Source organism: Sorangium sp. So ce375, assembly GCF_051473855.1.
Lineage (GTDB): Bacteria > Myxococcota_A > Polyangia > Polyangiales > Polyangiaceae > Sorangium.
In genome coordinates this window covers 3,296,159-3,313,733 of sequence record NZ_CP150335.1, presented here as the reverse complement: position 1 = coordinate 3,313,733, position 17,575 = coordinate 3,296,159, and the positions used below count along the sequence as shown (strand labels likewise).

15 protein-coding genes and 1 tRNA gene are annotated in these 17,575 nt (G+C 72.2%); 6 read left to right on the top strand and 10 right to left on the bottom strand.

Annotated features, from left to right (window positions below; genetic code table 11):
* Nucleotides 1-43 precede the first annotated feature (43 nt).
* The 3 genes from WME90_RS12580 (at nt 44) to WME90_RS12570 (ending at nt 2,370) form a co-directional block, all read left to right on the top strand.
* Nucleotides 44-958: an SH3 domain-containing protein gene (locus WME90_RS12580; RefSeq protein WP_437281346.1), complete on the top strand. Its 915-nt coding sequence runs from the start codon at nt 44-46 to the stop codon at nt 956-958.
* Between the two features lie 202 nt (nt 959-1,160).
* On the top strand, nt 1,161-1,643 hold the full coding sequence (locus WME90_RS12575) for a hypothetical protein (RefSeq protein WP_437281345.1): 483 nt from the start codon (nt 1,161-1,163) through the stop codon (nt 1,641-1,643).
* A gap of 520 nt (nt 1,644-2,163) precedes the next feature.
* Nucleotides 2,164-2,370, top strand: coding sequence for a hypothetical protein (locus WME90_RS12570; protein WP_437281344.1), 207 nt, complete (start codon nt 2,164-2,166; stop codon nt 2,368-2,370).
* Between the two features lie 113 nt (nt 2,371-2,483).
* Here the strand turns inward: WME90_RS12570 and WME90_RS12565 are convergent, their stop codons facing one another.
* The 10 genes from WME90_RS12565 to WME90_RS12520 all read right to left on the bottom strand — a co-directional run bounded on the left by WME90_RS12565 (nt 2,484) and on the right by WME90_RS12520 (nt 14,020).
* Nucleotides 2,484-2,969, bottom strand: coding sequence for a response regulator (locus WME90_RS12565; protein ID WP_437281343.1), 486 nt, complete (start codon nt 2,967-2,969; stop codon nt 2,484-2,486).
* Between the two features lie 321 nt (nt 2,970-3,290).
* A tRNA-Phe gene (locus tag WME90_RS12560) sits at nt 3,291-3,363 on the bottom strand.
* A gap of 158 nt (nt 3,364-3,521) precedes the next feature.
* Nucleotides 3,522-4,481 (bottom strand): hypothetical protein, encoded by a 960-nt coding sequence (locus WME90_RS12555; protein ID WP_437281342.1) that lies wholly within the window; start codon nt 4,479-4,481, stop codon nt 3,522-3,524.
* Entirely contained in the window at nt 4,478-6,514 is a 2,037-nt protein-coding gene (locus WME90_RS12550) for a M1 family metallopeptidase (RefSeq protein ID WP_437281341.1), read from the bottom strand. Before WME90_RS12550 ends, WME90_RS12555 begins: the two co-directional genes overlap by 4 nt.
* A 140-nt stretch (nt 6,515-6,654) precedes the next feature.
* On the bottom strand, nt 6,655-7,989 hold the full coding sequence (locus tag WME90_RS12545) for a hypothetical protein (protein ID WP_437281340.1): 1,335 nt from the start codon (nt 7,987-7,989) through the stop codon (nt 6,655-6,657).
* Between the two features lie 34 nt (nt 7,990-8,023).
* Nucleotides 8,024-9,853 carry a molecular chaperone DnaK gene (gene dnaK / locus WME90_RS12540; RefSeq protein ID WP_437281339.1) on the bottom strand — a complete coding sequence of 610 codons (1,830 nt, stop codon included), beginning with the start codon at nt 9,851-9,853 and terminating at the stop codon, nt 8,024-8,026.
* A 161-nt stretch (nt 9,854-10,014) separates the two neighbouring features.
* Nucleotides 10,015-11,832 (bottom strand): DnaJ domain-containing protein, encoded by a 1,818-nt coding sequence (locus tag WME90_RS12535; protein WP_437281338.1) that lies wholly within the window; start codon nt 11,830-11,832, stop codon nt 10,015-10,017.
* A gap of 84 nt (nt 11,833-11,916) precedes the next feature.
* Entirely contained in the window at nt 11,917-12,519 is a 603-nt protein-coding gene (locus WME90_RS12530) for a hypothetical protein (RefSeq protein WP_437281337.1), read from the bottom strand.
* Nucleotides 12,519-13,361, bottom strand: coding sequence for a hypothetical protein (locus WME90_RS12525; protein WP_437281336.1), 843 nt, complete (start codon nt 13,359-13,361; stop codon nt 12,519-12,521). Before WME90_RS12525 ends, WME90_RS12530 begins: the two co-directional genes overlap by 1 nt.
* Entirely contained in the window at nt 13,358-14,020 is a 663-nt protein-coding gene (locus tag WME90_RS12520; RefSeq protein WP_437281335.1) for an RNA polymerase sigma factor, read from the bottom strand. The genes WME90_RS12525 and WME90_RS12520 overlap by 4 nt, the downstream gene beginning before the upstream one ends.
* Nucleotides 14,021-14,330: 310 nt before the next feature.
* Between WME90_RS12520 and WME90_RS12515 the strand changes: the two genes are divergently transcribed.
* From WME90_RS12515 to WME90_RS12505, 3 genes are all read left to right on the top strand, one after another.
* Nucleotides 14,331-15,335 (top strand): rhomboid family intramembrane serine protease, encoded by a 1,005-nt coding sequence (locus WME90_RS12515; RefSeq protein ID WP_437281334.1) that lies wholly within the window; start codon nt 14,331-14,333, stop codon nt 15,333-15,335.
* Between the two features lie 93 nt (nt 15,336-15,428).
* On the top strand, nt 15,429-16,130 hold the full coding sequence (locus WME90_RS12510; RefSeq protein WP_437281333.1) for a PA14 domain-containing protein: 702 nt from the start codon (nt 15,429-15,431) through the stop codon (nt 16,128-16,130).
* A gap of 127 nt (nt 16,131-16,257) precedes the next feature.
* Nucleotides 16,258-17,559 (top strand): GTP-binding protein, encoded by a 1,302-nt coding sequence (locus WME90_RS12505; RefSeq protein ID WP_437281332.1) that lies wholly within the window; start codon nt 16,258-16,260, stop codon nt 17,557-17,559.
* Nucleotides 17,560-17,575 lie beyond the last annotated feature (16 nt).

Here is a 17,575-nt window from a genome sequence, read left to right as displayed (position 1 = left end):
ATTTCGTTCTGACGGCTCACCTGTGCTAGGCGACGTGCTGGACATGGCGAAGGCGGACATGGCGAAGAGGCAGCGCCCGCTGACGGTCGACATCCCCCGTCCCGGTGATGAGCAGCCGGTCTGGTCGCGGATCGGGGTGATCGCGCTCGTGGGGTTCGTCGTCGGCATCGCGTGGCCCAAGCTCGCCGGCGTCCGCATCGGCCCGACCGTGCCCGCCGACACCAAGCCGACGGCCGAGGCCACGGCGGCGCCCGCGCAGCCACCCCCCGCGGCTGCCGCGCCCGGGACCGCGGAGCCCGAGGCCAAGCCTCAGGAGGCCGCCGCGAAGAACCAGCAGCAGGTCGTGGTCGGCCCCGGCAGGATCACGCGCTGCTCCGACAAGAAGAACAAGAAGGTCGAGGACTGCGGAGAGCTCCAGTTCGATCCGATCGCCCTGCCCCGCCTGAAGGAGCTCGCCCAGTGCCCGGCGGCGCTCGGCGTCGACGGCAAGCTCCCGATCGGCTTCGAGCTCAACTTCGAGAAGAAGGAGGTCCAGGTCGTCAAGGGGAAGAAGACGAGCCTGCCCGGCTCGACGGTCAGCGCCATTCTCCAGTGCGCAGCGCGCGAGTTCTCGAACGTGTCCCTCGAGGAAGTCCCGCACAAGTACCGCCGGTACTCCCTCGTTTACACTGCCACGTTCCTTCCTCCGGGCGCGCAGGCCGACGCCGCGAAGGCGGAGGCGGGCGGCGACGAGCGGGAGCAGGCCGCCGGCACGACCACGAGCGAGACCGCGGTGAGCGGCATGGCCACGGTGAGCTGGGACACTGCGCTCGTCCGCGGCGCGCCCAAGGAGGGCGATGTGGTCATGCGGCTCGTGCGTGGCACTCGGGTCAAGCTCGTTGGCCGGCAGAACGATTGGTACAAGGTCGAGCACCGCGGCAAGACGGGGTGGATGTACCGCGGCGCCATCGGCCTGTAGCCGCGGGCCGGCAGCGCCTGCCTTGCGGGAGACACCCGGGCGGCTTCAGGCGCGGATTCCGGGACTGCCCCCGAGCGAGGGCGCGTCGGTTCGGGTAGAATGATCGGGGTCGATGGTGCGCAAGCTCTCGCTCCCCCTGCTCCACCTGGGCCGCGCCGATCGCATCACAGCGCCTGCCGCCGCGCCGCCCACGGTGGACGCGGTGCGTGAGCGCCTCGGCGGGCGCGCGTCGAGCGAGCCGGGTGTGGGTGAGCTGGTCATGCTCACGACCGCCACGGGCAAGGCGCTGCCCGGGGTGGTTCTTTTCAGGCGCGGGGCCACGGTCGACGTGTGGGTCGACGCCCCAGAAGCAGCACATTCCGTCCACAACGAAACAGACCTGTCGGTGCCTGCGCGCTCCAGGAGCCATCGTGGCCTGGTTCGCCGCGCTCGCCTCGCGGATATCGCGCCATTGCGCGTCCCCGCCCGGGAATCCCTCGGTGTCGTGGCGGCGGACGCCCGCGTCTTCGCCGCCCTGAGCGAAGGACAGCGTATCCGGTTTCAGGACGGCGGTGATCTCGCGGAAGGCACGCTCATCGAGAAGTGCCGTTTCGGGGGCCTGGTGCAACGCGACGACGGCGTCATCCTCGGCGTCGGCTTCCGTCGGCTCTGGCCGGCGCAGGCTGACGGCGCCACGCGGAACTGAACGGGACGGGGTCGCATGGAGTGGGAGTTGAGCGGAACGAAGCGGGCAAGGGCGGCCCCGGAAATACCTGCGTGGGCGGGGGTCCGATGGCCAATACCGCTCGTCGCCGGCGCGGGAGCCTCCGTAGAGGCGTGAGCCGGGCGCATGAGCCCCGGCAGCAGACGAGTCGACGCGCTGCGTGGCCGGCATGGCGAAGCGACGGCTGCAAAGGTGCCTGGAGGCACGCGGGCGAACGCGCCGCCGGGCGCCATCCCGCAGCGCCGCGAGCGCGCTGCCTCGCGTGCTCAGGAGGCCGAACGTGCGACTTGTACCTCCTCCGCAGACGGGATAGACAGGCTACAACATCGTCGCTCGCGCGCCGCGCGACCAGCTCGGAGGTACGACATTGAAGCTCGCTTGCTCGTTCACGGTCGCCCTTGCGCTCGCCATGCTTCCGGGCTGTGGGACATCTATCTCGGGTATGTGCGAGGACACGTGCAATTGCACAGGGGACTGCAGCCCAAACGACGAAGAGGACTGCGTGGACGACCTCGAAGACATCGAGCGCGACGCAGTAGCGGAGGGCTGCGAAGACCAGTTCGACGAAGCCCTCTCCTGCCTGGATGACGAGTTCGCGTGCCGCGGCGGTGTGGTCGACGCCGATGGCTGCAACGCGGAGGTCGACAACCTGGATGGCTGTGTCGGTCTCGGGACCAGGCTCAGGTTCTGGAACGCCTTCGCCCATTAACAACTGATCGCTGACCGCGCGAAGGGCGCCGGGCGCCTGTCCGCGTAGAGTCTCGGCTCGGTTCCCGGAGCGGAGCCTCCTGCGCCCCGGACACGCCGGGGAGGCGAGAGCGCTTATTCGCCGAGGTGGGTGCGGACCTTCGTGAGCAGCGTATCGCTGTCGAAAGGCTTGATGAGGTAGTCGGTACACCCGTTCGCGAAGCCGATCTTGATGCTCGTCTGATCGCTCCTCGTCGTCATCATGATGATCGGCACAGTCTTCGTCGCGTCGAACGCGCGGAGCCACCTGCAGGCCTGGAAGCCGTCCATCGCCGGCATGACGACATCCATCAGGATGAGATCGGGGCGCTCTGCGATCGCCTTCGCGATGGCCTCCTTGCCGTTGCGCGCGATGACGATGTCGTAGTCGTCCACGCCGAGCGTCAGCTGCTGTGACAGCAGCGAAGTCAGCGAGTCGTCGACGACGAGGATCTTCTTCTTCCGAGCGGTCTCGCTGGCCTCGCTACTTGGCGCGGACGGCCGGCTCCGCGGCGCCGAGTCGGAAGCGGAGGCCGTTTCCGGAGAGCTCTTTCGCGAGGAGTCGACACGACGATCGGCCATGAGGGAGCCTCCATGAGGAGACGCCGTTCCCTGGGGCGCCTCCGGAGTGTTCAGGTTGCAACGAGTGATCCCCCCGCCACCTTATCAGGATCGCTACCGCACCGGAACCAAGTTCCACTGTCACCCGATGTGGCCAAACCCGCGAAAGTATTCCTGAACAGGCCGCTGCGCCTCGCTTGCGAGCCGGCCGCCGAGGCCGCCTGGCGAGAGGCGGAGTTCGCGAACCCACGACAAGGGTTGCAGGCGTAGCTGCAGCTCACACAACCACTGCGAGGATGGTGCGGCTGCGTCTGCTCGCCGGTACAAGAAAGAGAAGGGTAGTGCCCAGGGACGGAATCGAACCGCCCACACGAGGATTTTCAATCCTCTGCTCTACCAACTGAGCTACCTGGGCTTGCTGCGGGCCCCGCGCTTGCGCCGGAGGCGTCGGTCACGGGCGGGCTACGTTACGCGGATGTGGCCGAATGTCAAGGAATTCTTCGGCACGTTCCCTACCCTGCCTACCCTACCTACCCTACCCGCGCGCGGGCCGCAGGTGCGGGAGCGGAGCGGTCATCCGGCCCCGTCGTCTGGCACCGTGTGCTCGTCGCGCTCGTGCGTGGGCGCGGCGCGATCCAGCAGCCGGAAGGCGGCCGCGAGCCACGAGGCGCGCAGGTAGGCCGCGGCGGCGAACGCCGCGAGCTGCGCGGCGAACGCGGCGGCGACGCTCGGGCCGTCGCTGGCGCCGGCAAGGTGCACGCCCCACGCCCCCCCGGCGAGCGCGACAACCGTGAGCGCGCCGCGGTACGCCCACGCCCAGGCCGCCGCGAGCGGCGCGGCGCGCAGCGCGTCGAACCCTCGGGAGACGGCCATATAGAAGCCCCGCTGCTCGCCGACCACGGCGACCCGCGCGAGGTCGTGGACCAGGCCGAGGGCGGCGACCGGCACCAGCGCGATCACGGCGACGGCTATCGCCGCGAGGTCGCGGTTGCGCGGCAGCACCAGGAGCTCCGCGCACAGCTTCGTCCCGGGGAGCAGGACGAGCGCCGCGGCCGCGACCTGCGCCGCGAGCGCGATGCCCCAGAGCAGCGCGAGCGGGCCGAGGGCGCGCGCCGCGCGGCCTCCCACGGCCTGCGCGGAGAGCGGGCCCCCCTGGCTCAGCGCGGCGAGGAGCACCGCGAGCGGGACCAGCCCGAGCGCGGCGGCCAGCAGGGCGCCCACGCCGAGCTGCACGGCGAGGGCGGCGGCGGCGAGCGCCGACAGGCGCACGAGCTCGCGGAGCATCAGTCCGCCGGGATCGAAGAGGATCGCGTCGCCGCGCGGGTACTCGCCGACGACCCGGGCGACGAATACCGAGAGCGGCGCCGCGACGACGAGCGAGGCGAGCGCCCGGTAGCCGAAGTAGAGCGCGACCGCGGCGGGCCGCTCGTGCGCTGCGGGGCGCCCCGCAGCGCGCCGCTCGCGAGGCGGGTCGACCCCCGCGGTCCCCTGCGAGCCCGGATCGCTCGCGCTCCGCTCCACCGGCGCGCTCATGGCCCGAGGAGCGTGAGCGCGAGCCCCACCGTGAAGCTCGCCCGCGTGAGCACGCCGGGCGCGAGGAGGTCAGGATCCGCTCGGCGCGCGTTGTTCGTGAGGTCCTCGTCGAGCAGCACCCGGTGGTCGGGGTCGATCACGACGGCGACGAGCGGGGAGGCGCCAGCGTAAGGGATCGCGGCGACGCTCTCGCGCGCCTCCCACCGCGCCCGCTGCACGCTCCCGTCCTCGCCGTGCAGCGCGATGTCTACGGGGAGCACGAGCGAGCCGCGGCGCCGAACGACGGCGCGGCCGCGATAAGCCGCCGCCTCGAGCCCGGCCTCGCCCGGCGCGGGCTCCGCGCCGTCCGCGGGCCACGCGTCGAACGCCGCGACGGTGTAGTCGACCCACGCGCGCTCGAAGATCCCGGCGCGGAGCGCCTCGGCCGCGCCGTCGCCCACCTCCTTACGCACAGCGTCGAGCAACGCCTCGGGGCCAGGGTGCCGGAACCGGTTCTCGCGCGCGTAGCGGCCGACGGCCCGGCGCACGAGGTCCTCGCCGTATACGCCGGCGAGGGTCGCGAGGAGCGCCGCGGGCCTTCCGTACACGAGCCCGAGGTAGTCCGTCCCATCGACGAAGCCCGCGGCCGGCTGGCTGATGGGGCCGTTGTGCCCCGACGTGAGCGCGTCGGCGCGGTACTGTGCCCAGAGGTCGATCTCGATCCCGAGCAGGCGCGCCTCCGAGCCGGCGCCGTAGCGCGCGCGCAGCGCGTCCGCCTCCGCGTAGGTGGTGAGGCCCTCGTCGAGGAACGGGTAGCGGTGCTCGTTCGTCGCGACGATGCCGTAGAACCACTGGTGCGCGAGCTCGTGCACCGTGACCGCCTCGGTCAAGCGCAGGCCCACGGCGGGCCAGAGCCAGCTGCCGCCGGTCGTGATGAGCGTCGGGTACTCCATGCCGCCCGCCTCCTCGGCGCCCTCCGGCGGGTGCACGATCGTGAGCGTGCCGTAGGGGTAACGGCCGAACGCCGCGCCGAAGCGCGCGAGGCCGAACCGGACCAGGTCGATCTCCAGCTCCGCAGCGCGCTCGCTCCCCTCGGGGAAGAGGCACCGGATCGCGACGCCGTCGTCGGTCGTCGCGCGCATTTCGCGGAAGCGGTCCCACGCGGCGAAGGCGAAGTCGTGCACGTCCTCCTGCACGAACCGGCGGATCGCTCGGCCGTCGGCCCGTCGCTCCTCCATGAGCCGGCCGGTCGCGCCGACCGCGAAGCCCTCCGGGACATCGACGGTCACGTCGTAGGCCCCGAAGTCGGCGTAGAACTCCGAGAGCCGGTGGTAAGGGAAGTGCGCCCAGGTCCCGTCGGGCTCGAGGCGGGCGATCTTCGGGAACCACTGCCCCACCATGTGGAAGCTCCCGTAGTGGCCCGTCCTGAGCGCGAGCGACGGGAGGTGCGCGTCCCACGCGAGATCGATCGTGATCGCGTCGCCCGCAGCGACGGGCCTCGGCAGCTCCACGCGGATGTCGGTCTCGTCGTCGGGATCGCCGGGAGTCGTGGGCGTTCCCTGGGGCCAGACGTCCGCGCCTTCCATCTCGCGCACCGCGAAGCGCTTCACCTGGATGTGTCCGTAATCGTACAGGAAGTCGCTGCCGCGAAAGCCGTCGACGGGCGAGCGGAGGAACACGGTGCGCCGGTTCTTGAAGGCGTTCAGGTAGAGGTGGACGAACAGCTCGCGCTGCGGCTCGCGCGAGGCGTTCCGCCAGACCAGCGTGCCCTCGCCGCGCATCGTGTGCTGCGCCGGATCGAGGCTCACCCGCAGCGTGTAGCTCGCGATCGGATCGGCGTGCGCCGCGAGATCGGCGTCCGGCGGAGGCGCAGGCGCCTGCACCGAAGCCGCGGGCGCCGGCGCGGCGCTGGCCGCGCCGAGGGGAGCGGCCGGCGGCGGGTGCGCTGAGGCGCCGAGCTCGATCGGCTGGATCGTGGAGAGGAGGGACACGCCCGTGCGGCCGGCCAGCAGCGCGAGGAGGAGACCGACAGCGGCCTGGAGAGCCGTGCGCACCGGTGCAACCTAGCGAGCTTGCGCTTTCACGGAAAGGCGCGTCAGGAGACGCAGCGGCCCTTCAGGAACGATCCGAAGCGATGCGGCGGCCCGCTCGAAAGGATCCGACGCGGCGCGGCGACATCAGCCGATGTCGACACCTAGACGCTGCAGACGATCCCCTCTTGCACGAGCTCGTACAGCAGGCGCAGGGCCTCGAGGGTCTGCATGCCCGACACGTCGAGGATCTCGTCGATCGAGCTGTAGCCGTCGATGCACGAGAGCAGGAAACCCGCGCGGTGATCGAGGTTCAACGAGCGGAGCTGATCCGGCGACACCGCGAGCCGCAGCACGCGCGAGCCGTCGCCGAGCCGCGACTGGTACATCTGCCGGAGCATCTCGACGCAGCTGTCCGCATACTGCCGCGCCATCCAGTCCTTCGGGTTCTCCTCGAGGAGGCCCTCCGCGAGGACGAGCGCGCCGCCGAAGTCGCCCTGATCGAACCGGTACTGCATCTGCTCCCGCGGCCCCTGGGCGCCCAGCTGAGGCTCGGTCGCGCGCGAATGGACCCCCTTGTCGACCTTCGCAACGGCCGCGGGCGCGCGCTCCGTCTCGGACCTGCGCGGAGCACGCGCCGCGCCCTGGGCGTCGGCCGAGACCCTGTACGAGGTCGATCCGGCGAGCGCCCCCGTCCCGCCGCGGAATGCGGGCTCGTCGTCCTCCACGATCAGGCCGTAACGGAGCGTGCCGGGCGGCGGCGTGATCGGGGGCTCGTCCATCGGAGAGCCCGGCTCCTCGAAGCCGAGGTCGAGGCGAAAATCGATCCCCAGCGGCCCTCCGTCGTCCGGACCGGGAGCGCGCCCCCTCGGTCCAGAGGGGACGTGGACGTCCCGCGCGTCGACCGGCGGGCCGCCGAAGACGTCGATCTCGCCAAAGCTGCGCGGGTACGGCTGGCTCGGCTCGCGCAGGAGATCGTCGTCGAGCTCCGACCCGAAGTCCCGCTCGGCGTCGAGCGCCCCGAAGCCCATCCGCCCGCCTGGACGCGAAGGGACCCCGGGCTCATCACACTCCAGGCCGAGCCGCGCGGCCTCTCGGCCGAGAGAGACGTGCTTGCCCGGGAACGAGGTGCCGGGCGGCGGCTCCCAGGGGATCGTCCTGCGCGGAGGCGGCACGGGCGGGTACCCCTCCGGAGGAAGGGCCTCCGGAGGGCGCTGCCGCTGGGCGGTGATCTCGGAGCTCGAGTGGGAGCGACGGGTCATCATCTTTGCCACGTAGTCGCTGACCGGGATCGGCGGCGGAAGCGTGATCTTGCCCTCGGCATCCGGCTCCATGGGCGTGCCGGCGGGCGGGGTTTCCATGCGGGGTGAGCCCTTCTCCTCGCGAGCGAGCGCGGCCAGCGCGAGGAGCTCCTTCGAGGCGACCGGTTGGGTGTCCTCGAGCTCGTCCACCTCGTCGAGCCCCCAGGAGGAGTCCAGGGTCTTGGAGTCAGGCGGCACCGACCGCATCGTCTTCCCTCATCGCGGCCACCCTTCACCCCTGTGGCCTGGCTACGACACCCTTGAACATCCGGTGGGTGCGCGAGAGCGCCTCCATCTGCTCCTTGACCGCGGCCGCGTCGCGCCGACCGATGGCCTGACGCGCGCGGTCCACGATCCCGCGCGCCTTGCCGATGGCGTCGCGGCCGAAGTCGCTGGACGCCACGATCTGCTCGACCTGCGGGAACATCCGCTCGATCTCGGCGATGAGCTTCTCGGCCTCCTGCCGGACGCCCTCGAACTGGTCGCTCGCGCGGCGATCGACGAGGTACTCCTTCGCCGCCTCCATCATCTCGCCGACCTCCTCCTTCGTGAGGCCGCTCGACGCGGTGACCTGGATCGACTGCTGCTGGCCCGTCTCCAGATCCTTCGCGCTCACGGAGACGATGCCGTCGCTGTTGATCTCGAACGTCACCTCGATCTCGACCTGCCCCTTCGGCGCGCGGCGCAGGCCGGTGAGGATGAACTCGCCGAGCAGCTCGTTGTCCGTCGCCTTCTGGTGCTCGCCCTGCATGACCAGGATCTTCACCGCGGTCTGGTTGTCGCGGCTCGTCGTGAAGATCTTCGACCGGCTCGTGGGCACCGTGGTGTTCTGCGGGATGAGCTCCTCGAAGTTCGACCCGAAGGTCATGATGCCGAGCGCGTGCGGCGTGACGTCGAGCAGGATCATCTGCTTCGTCTCGTCCACGAGCGCGGCGCCCTGCACCGCCGCGCCGAGCGCGACCACCTCGTCGGGGTGCACCCCCTTGCACGGCTCGCGCTCGAAGAAGTCGCGCACGGCCTCCTGCACCCTGGGCATGCGCGTCATGCCGCCGACGAGCACGACGTCCTCGATCTCGTCGCGATCGAGCCGCGCGTCCTCGAGCGTCTGGCTGCAGATCTCGATGCACCGCTCGACGAGGTCCTCGCACAGCTCCTGCAGCGTGGCCCGCGAGAGCGTCCGCTGGAGGTGCAGCGCCTCGTTCCGCGCGCTCGAGATGATGAACGGCAGGTTGATCTCGGTCTCCAGCACGCTCGACAGCTCGCACTTCGCCTTCTCGGCGGCGTCCTTGAGCCGCTGGAGCGCCATCCGGTCCTGCCGCAGATCGACGTCGTGCTGCTCCTTGAAGCCCTGCACCAGCCAGTCGATGACGCGCGCGTCGAAGTCCTCGCCGCCGAGGAACGTGTCGCCCGCCGTGGCGATGACCTTGAAGACACCGCCCGCGCCGATCTCGAGCACCGAGATGTCGAACGTGCCGCCGCCGAGGTCGAAGACGGCGATCGTCTTCTCGACGTTCTTGCCGAACCCGTACGCGAGCGCGGCCGCCGTCGGCTCGTTGACGATGCGGATGACGTCGAGCCCCGCGATCTGCCCCGCGTCCTTCGTCGCCTGCCGCTGGTTGTCGTTGAAGTAGGCGGGGACGGTGATCACCGCCTTCGAGACCGGCTCGTTCAGGTAGTCCTCGGCGAACAGCTTCATCTCCTGAAGGACCATCGCGCTGATCTCGGGGACCGAGTACGTCTTGTCGCGCAGCTGGATGCGGACGTCGCCGTGGGGCCCCTCGACGATCTTGTACGAGGCGGTCAGGATCGCGTTCTTCACCTGCGGGGACGACCACTTCCGCCCGATCAGCCGCTTCGCGGCGTAGACCGTGTTCTCGGCGTTGGTGATCGCCTGCCGCTTCGCGATGTGCCCGCAGAGCCGCTTGCCGGCCTCGGTGATCGCGACCATGGACGGCGTCGTCTTGTACCCACCGCGATTCGGGATGACGGTCGGGACGCCCTCCTCGACGATGGCAACGCACGAGTTCGTGGTGCCAAGGTCAATGCCGATGACACGCTCCATCGATGCCGCTGCTCCTCTTGTGATCTTCGGCCCGAACGGCCGCCGAGGCCACGATGCTAGACCGTTTCGCGGAGCCGAGCGGGCCAATCGTGCGCCGTCCCTGCGGAAGGCGCCACCCCGGCCCTGCCCGAGGCCGGCGCGCCTTCCGTAGGAGCGCGGCGCTAGACTTGCTTCCCCTGTAGCTTGGCCTGCTCGCGCGCCTGCGCGACGAGGCCGCGCAGCCTACCATCGTTCCCCGCGAGCTCGGCAGCGCGTTCGAGCTCGCCGGCCGCGCTCTTCGCAAGCCCCGCGGCCGCGTACGAGAGCGCCAGCGTGAGCCGGTACTCCACGGAGGTAGGCACGAGCTCCACCGCCCGCCGCGCGAACTCCACCGCCCGCCGCGAGCTCTCCCCGGCCTGGAGCGTCGCGTAGGCGACCCGCTCGTGCGCCCCGGCGTCGTCCGGACGCCCGTTGCACACCTTCGCGTAGCTCAGCGCCGCCTCGACCCAGCGGCCGTTCTGTGCCTCGTACTCCGCCTGCTTGAGGTAGCCGTGCGCCAGCGCCACCGCCGCGAGGCGCTCCACCTCGGCCGACGCCCTCTGGAGCGCGGCGTCCTCCGGAGCCAGCGACGCGGCGATCCGGTATGCGTTGGCCGCGCTCGCGAATTCGTTCCGCTCGAGCGCGGCCCGGGCCACCTCGGAGTACCGCGCGATCTGGCTCCGAAGCGCCTCGTTGCGGGCGCTCTCGTAGCGCGCCTTGAGCGCTTCGACCGCCCGTATCGACTCCGGCGAACGGACGCCGGAAGGGGTCTTCGACGCCGCGGCCACGGAGCCTGGCGCCGCAGCCGGCGCGACGGCAGCCGCAGGCGCAGCGGCAGCCGCTGTAGCCGGCGCAGCGGCTGCCACGATAGCCGGCGCGACGGCCGCCGCAGCCGGCGCGACGGCCGCCCTGGGCGCAGCGACTGCCGCCGCGGAGGGCGCCGCCGCCGGAGGGCGCCGCAAGCCCCCGGTGAGCTTGCGCGCGAACGTCTCACGCCGGTCCTTGGCGCTGGGAGCAGGCGCGGCAGGCGAGGCCGGCGCTGCGCTGTGCGCGGGTGCGCCTCCGGTGTCGGGCGAGCCACCTCCGGAAGACGGCGCCGCCGGCGCGGCCGCAGGGGAGGACGCCGCGGGCGCGCCCTGCTCTGCGGGCAGGCGCTCGGAGGAATAGCGTCCGGGCGACGCGCCCGCGTCGCGCGGATCGGCAAACGCAGCGCGCACCGTGGCGTCGACGGCGGTCGTTATCGTGGCGATATCGCGGGGCGTCTGCTCGATCAGCGCCGCCATCACCCGGTTCTTGTGGGTCTGCTCGAGGTACGCGTCGTACTCGGCGCGCCGCTGCTTCGACGTCAGCGCGTCGTGCGCCAGCGTGATGCGCGTGAAGATGGCCTCGATCTTGGGCTTGTACGAGCCGAGCTGCTTACGGAAGTAGGTGTCCGGATGGAACTCCGGCGCGAGCTGGTAGTAGGCGCTCTTGATCTGCTTCTTGTCCGCCTGATCCGAGACGCCGAGCAGCGCGTAATAGCTGAGATCCTCGAGGCGGTAGTAGAGGTCGAGGATCCGCCGCTTCCGGTCGGGGGCGAGCTCGACCGGCTCGTCGAGCTCGGCGGGATCGTAGAGCGGCAGGGACTCTGCTTGCTGGAGCGCGTCCCGGCCGAGCGGAATGGCCTCGGCACCGGCGGGCGCCGGCTTCTCCGGATCCGCCGTGACCGCGCGCCGCGCGGCGTCCGCCGCGCCTCGCGGCGGAGGATGTCCGGAGGGCTCCCCGTCCAGGAGGATCGCGCCGAGATCGCGCAAACGACGCAGCGCCTCGACGGTATCGCCGTGCGACATGCCCGTGATCAAGGACAGATCCCGATCGGTCAGGACGCCGTCGATCCGGGACAGGAGGAACGCCTCCGCGGGTCTCAGCGGAAGCGATTTGAGATCGTACCCGGGCCTGGGCCTTGGAACACGGAACGTCATCGGGTCGAGCAGCGGCCCCCTCCCTCTCGAGTCTAGCGACGAACACGCGCCCGTCGCAATTGCAGACCACGGCGGGCGCGCCCTTCAGCGCGGCTTTTCCCGGGAGCCCTTCAGGGCCTCGGTAATAACCTGATCCTGGATCGAGATCGCCCGCTCCAGCAGCCCGACCGCCCGCGCGCGGGCCTGCGTCGCCGCCTCGCGATCCCCCTTCGCTTCCAGCGCCTTCGCGCGGCGCTCCTCCACCACGCCCGCGACCTCGTAGAGGTGGCCGCGGTAGTGAGAAGGACCCGGCGCGAGCTGGAGGCCCGCGTCGATGTCGCGCGCTGCGGCGTCGAACTCGCCAGCCTCGCTCCGGAGCTCCGCCAGCCGGGCGTACGTATCCGCCGTCACCTCGGCGACCTCCGGCGGCGCCCCCGGCGGCCTCGGCGCGGCGATGATCCCCTCCAGGGCGCGGAGCGCAGCCGCGCGATCGCCCGCGCCGAGCGCGACGTCGGCGGCATGGTGCGCGGCGCGCGCCCTCGAAAGGAAAGCGAGGAGGGTGGGATCGACGACCTGGGCAGGTGCGCACGCGCACGCCGGATCACCCGGGCCCCCGGCGGCGTGCGCACGCTCGTCGTCCGGGGCGCACCCGAGGTGCGCCGCCGCGAGGAGCCCCAGACAGGCGGCGACGAGGCGTGAGCCCCGCATCAGCGCACCCCCCACGCCGCATAGCGGTTCTGGCGCAGATCCGACGCGCGCGCGGCGGCGATGCGATCGATCCGCTCCGTCTGACCGCCCTCCCGCGGGAACGGCGCGGCCGGATCGAAGAGCGCGGCGGTCGAGCGCGCCTCGATGAGCAGAGACCGCGGGGCGGCCGCCGCGGCCGGAGCAGCGCCCGCGGGCGCGCGCGCGACGGAGGCGCGCTCTTCCTTGATATGGCCGAAGATCAGCGCCGCGGCGGCCGCGGCCGCGGCGAGCGTCGAGAGCGCCGCCATCGTCAACGGCGCGATGCGCCGGGGGCCGCGCGCGGGTGAGGCGCGGAAGGCGCCCTCGATGAGCGCGCGCCCCCGGAGCTCCGGGAGCGCCGGCGGACGCCACGCGACCCGGAGCGCGGCCGCGAGCTCCGCGAGCTCGTCGGGCGAGCCGAGCGCCCCGTCACCAGCAGGGCCGCCGCCCTGCCCCGGCCCGCCGCCAGGGGCGCGCGGCTCGAGCGCGTCCCGCAGGCGCTCGGCGGCGCGGAGCTCGGCCCTGGTCGGCGGCGCCCCCTCGTCGCCGAGCGCGCGCGCGAGCAGCGCCTCGTGGTCCGCCCTGTCGAGACCGGTGGGGCGCGCGGCCGCCCTGAGCGCGGCCGCGAGCGGGACCTCGCCCCGATCGAGCGCCTCCGCGAGCTCGCGCGCCGCGCGCAGCTCGTCGTCGGACGCGGGGGCGAACGACTCGGCCCCGGGTGCGACGAGCGCGAGCCGCGGGCCGCGATCCGGGCCGACGCCGCGCTCCCGGGGCCCGCCACCGGTCGGCGGCGGGCGCGGATCCGAGGGCAGCCGCGGCTTCATCGCGCCCCTTCCTTCCGCTCGACGCGCGGCGCGGCCAGCGCCTTCTTGAGCGCCGTCATGGCGCGGTGCAGGACGACATCGAAGGTCGCCACGCTGACCCCGAGCGCGAGGGCCACCTCGTCGCGGGATCGCTCGTCGAGCACCCGTAGCCGGATGGCCTCGGCGTAGCGCGGGTTGAGGCGCCCGAGCGCGTCCTCGACGCGCGCCCGCGCGTCGGCGAGATCGCGCTTCTCGCAGAGCTCGGCCTCACCGCGGGCGGTGAGGTCGGTCTCCGCGGCGTCGATCTCGCGCTGCAGATCCTCGGGCTCGAAGAGCGCCTCGCGCCGGCGCGCGCGGAGCATGTCGAGCGCGATGCGCAGGGCGATCACGCGGAGCCAAGGGTAGATGCCGCAGCTCTGCCACTGGAACTGGTAGAACCGCTCGATCACGCGCGCGTACGTCTCGGCCAGAGCGTCCTGCGCGGCCGCGTCGGAGCCGAGGCGCGGCAGCAGCACCGCGCGGTACAGCGCGGGACCGTACTTGCGGAGCAGCTGCCCGAGCGCGAGGCGATCGCCCTGCGCCGCGCGCTCGCACAGCAGGCGCTCCGCCTCGAGATCGGGCCTCGCTGCTGCCACCGCCGTCACAGCGGCGACGATACCCGGACGCAGCGCGGATCGCACCGGTGTCCGCCTCGCGCCCCTCTCGGGACGGCGCGCCCCGCGGTCCAGGAGCGCGGGCGCGCCGCCGGCGAGCCACCGCGCGCCGCCTGCGAGGAGGGCGCGCGCACCGACAGGCGGGACCGAGCGCGGGAGGGCGACGGCGTTCACCCCTCGACAACGGCCCAAAGCCGTGGACCTTACGGCCAGGAGCCGCCACATTGTGCCGGCCTCGAAGCGGAGCGTCCGTCGTGAAAGGAGCCCAGGTGACCCTCGGTACATCGTTCAGGTCCCACCCACGCCCCGGCGTCGGGCGGCGCGCCGGGACCGCCCAGTGACGGCGGGGCCGACCGGCGAACGGAGGCGCTCGCTGCACTGCGCGCGCTGCGGTGCCCTCAACGGAGGCGACTTCAGCAGCTGCATCCGCTGCGGAGCGCCGCTCCTCGCGCCTCCGCCCTACGCCGCGCCGGCGAGAGGGCGCCTCGACGGGCGGAGCCTGCTCGCGACAAAGATCCTGGGCGGGCTCACGGCGTTCGTGTTCGTCGGCCAGCTGGTGGCCGCGCACTCCCGCGATCTCGGCCTGCTCTCGGCGTGGGACGCGTCGAGCTACCTCCGCTTCGGCGCCCTCCTCCTCGTGCCCGGCGCGCCCTTCGAGCCCTTCCGGCTGCTCTCCGCCGTCTTCGTCCACATGGGCGTCCTCCACTTCGGCATGAACATGGTCACGCTCGGCATGCTCGCCCGCGCCGCCGAGCCCGCCGTCGGCTCGGCGCGGTTCGCGATCGCCTACGTGCTCACGGGCCTGCTCGGCTTCGGCGCGAGCGCCGCATGGAACCTCTTCGTACAGCCCGAGGTCGTGTGCACCGCGGGCGCGAGCGGCGCGGTGTTCGGCGTGATGGGCCTCCTGCTCGGATGGCTGCTCCGCCGCCGCGACCCGCGATGGAAGGACCTCGCGCTCCAGGCGGTGTTCTACATCGTCCTCTTCGGCTTCGTCGTGAACGCGTCGAACACGGGCGTTCGCATCAACAACGCCGCCCACATCGGGGGCCTGGCCAGCGGCGCGCTGCTCGGGCTGAGCTACGCGGGCCCCGCGCGAGGTCGGTACGAGCGCGTGATGAACGTCGGCGCGCTCGCCAGCGTGATCGCTTGCCTCGCCGCGCTCGCGCTCGCCCAGCGCTCGCCCGTCTGGCGCGCCGCGGAGTCGCTCGACGGGATCTCGCGCCTGGAGGCGCCCGGGCGCGAGGGGCGCGTCCAGCCCGAGAGGCCTCAGGCGGACCCTCTCGAGGCGCTCGCTCCTCGGTCGGCGGGCTCGCCCGCGACGGGGGCTCCCGGCGCGACGTGACGCTGATTGCGGCCCACCGCTCGAACGTCTAAGCGCCATCCTCGCAATCACGTGGGGGCGGGCCGATCCGTCCGTTCCCTCTCAGGAGACGTCATGGTCCGAACCTCGTCGCACATCGCCTCGTGCGTGCTTGCCGCGTCTCTCCTCAGCGGCTGCCATGTCACCATCCAGAGCGGTAATACGCCGGCAGAGGCCGCGCCGCCGCCCCCGCCTCCCGCCAAGACGGCCTCCCGGTCGCGCAAGCCGGCCAAGCCCGACCCGGAGCCTGAGCGTCGCAGGCCCCCGAAGTGGCGCCTACCCACGAACAACGCGCCGCGCATCACCGCCCCGAACGCGTTCGGCAACGGGGAGGGCGGCGCGTTCCGGGGGCTCGCGTACGTGATCCCCGAGAACACCCAGAAGCTCCCGACCTTCGACGGGTTCGTGCCGTTCGCGGTGCTGTACACGGACAAGTTCGAGGTGAAGTCGCAGGACTTCTCCGGCGGCTTCCCCGGCGCGCTCACGCAGAACGAGTGGTTCGCCATCCGGTTCGAGGGCGAGTTCAAGGCGCCCCAAGAGGGCGTGTTCCAGCTCAGGCTCACCTCGGACGACGGCGCGGTCCTCTACATCGACGACAAGCGCGTGGTCGCGAACGATGGTGTCCACAACGCAAAGACCGTGGACGGCGAGGCCCGGCTCACCGAGGGGACGCACCGGCTGCGGCTCGATTATTTCCAGGCGCAGCGGGGCCAGGTCGCGCTCATGCTTCAGATCGGCCAGAAGGACAAGTTCGAGCCGCTCGTCGGGATCCGCTGACGGAGCGCCGTGAACGCCGCCCCCCGGCGCCGCCCCGGCGGGCTCGCGGGGCGCGCGGCGGCCTTCCACGCGCCCGCGCACGCCCTGGCGCCCTCGATCGCCTTTTCGTGTATCGTCACCGCCGCCCATGGCGTCGGTGAACCCACTGTCGCGCGAGCTCGTATTCAAGATCGTCTATTACGGGCCCGGCCTGGGCGGCAAGACGACCACGCTGGAGTACTTGCACGCCACGGCGAAGCCCGAGTACCGCGGCAAGCTCGTCTCCCTGGCGACGCCGGTCGACCGGACGCTCTACTTCGACTTCTTGCCGGTCCGGCTCCCGCAGCTGCGCGGGATGAACGTGCGGCTCCAGCTGTTCACGGTGCCAGGGCAGGTCTACTTCAACGCGACCCGCAAGCTGGTGCTCACGGGCGCCGACGGCATCGTGTTCGTCAGCGACTCGCAGGCCGTCCGCGCCGACGCCAACCTCGAGAGCATGGAGAACTTGCGCGAGAACCTCGCCGAGCAGGGCCGGGCGCTCGAGCAGGTCCCGCTCATTTTCCAGCACAACAAGCGCGATTTGCCCGATCTGCTGCCGCTCTCGGAGCTCGACGCGATGTTGAACCCGTCCCGCGTCTTCTCGCTGGCCACGTCGGCGAAGACGGGGCTCGGCCTCTACGAGGGGCTCGAGGAGATCAGCGCCGCGGTCCTGCGCGCCTTCGAGAGCCGCCTGCCCGACGCGATGGGGAGCGGGCTGGGCGGGTTCGACGCCATCGAGGGCGGGCTCGCCACCGCCCTGCGCGACGCGTCGCCGCCGCCGTCCGCGCCGCTCGACGCGGTGATCTCGCGGCTCGCGCCGCCCAGCAAGCCGTGGTCGACGATGCCCCCGAACTCGACGATCGGCGATCCGAGCGAGGGCGCGGCCGCGCCCGGCACGGCCGGCGCGCCGGGCGTCGAGATCGCGCCGCGCAGCGCTGGCGTCAGGGATCCGGCGAGCCGCGGGCTCCCTGCATCGCTGCGGCCCGCTGCCCGGAGGCTGGCCACGCCTGCGGACGCCCCGGCGACCGCGCGAGCGGACGGTCCGTCCGCGGCGACGAGGCACCTAGCGCAGCCGGGCCTCTCGTTCGTGGCGCTCTGGCCGACCGCCGAGCGGGAGGCGATCGCGGAGATCGAGGCGGCCATCGCCGCGGAGCGGTATGCCGTGGCGCTCGAGCGCTGCGAGGCGCTCGTGTCGGGGATCTTCGACAAGGCGGCGGAGCTCGCTGGATCGAGCGAGACGGCGCGCGACCCCGCGACGGTGCCGGCGCTGCTCGGCCTGGACGGGCGCCGCTACCTCGGCTTTCGCGCCGCGGTCCGGAGAGCGCGCACCGGCGGCGAGATCACGGAGCGCGACGCGCTCAAGGCCTTCGCGTTCGTCATCGAGACGCGGCTCGCCGAAAGCGCGATTTGACACGGCGGGGCATGCG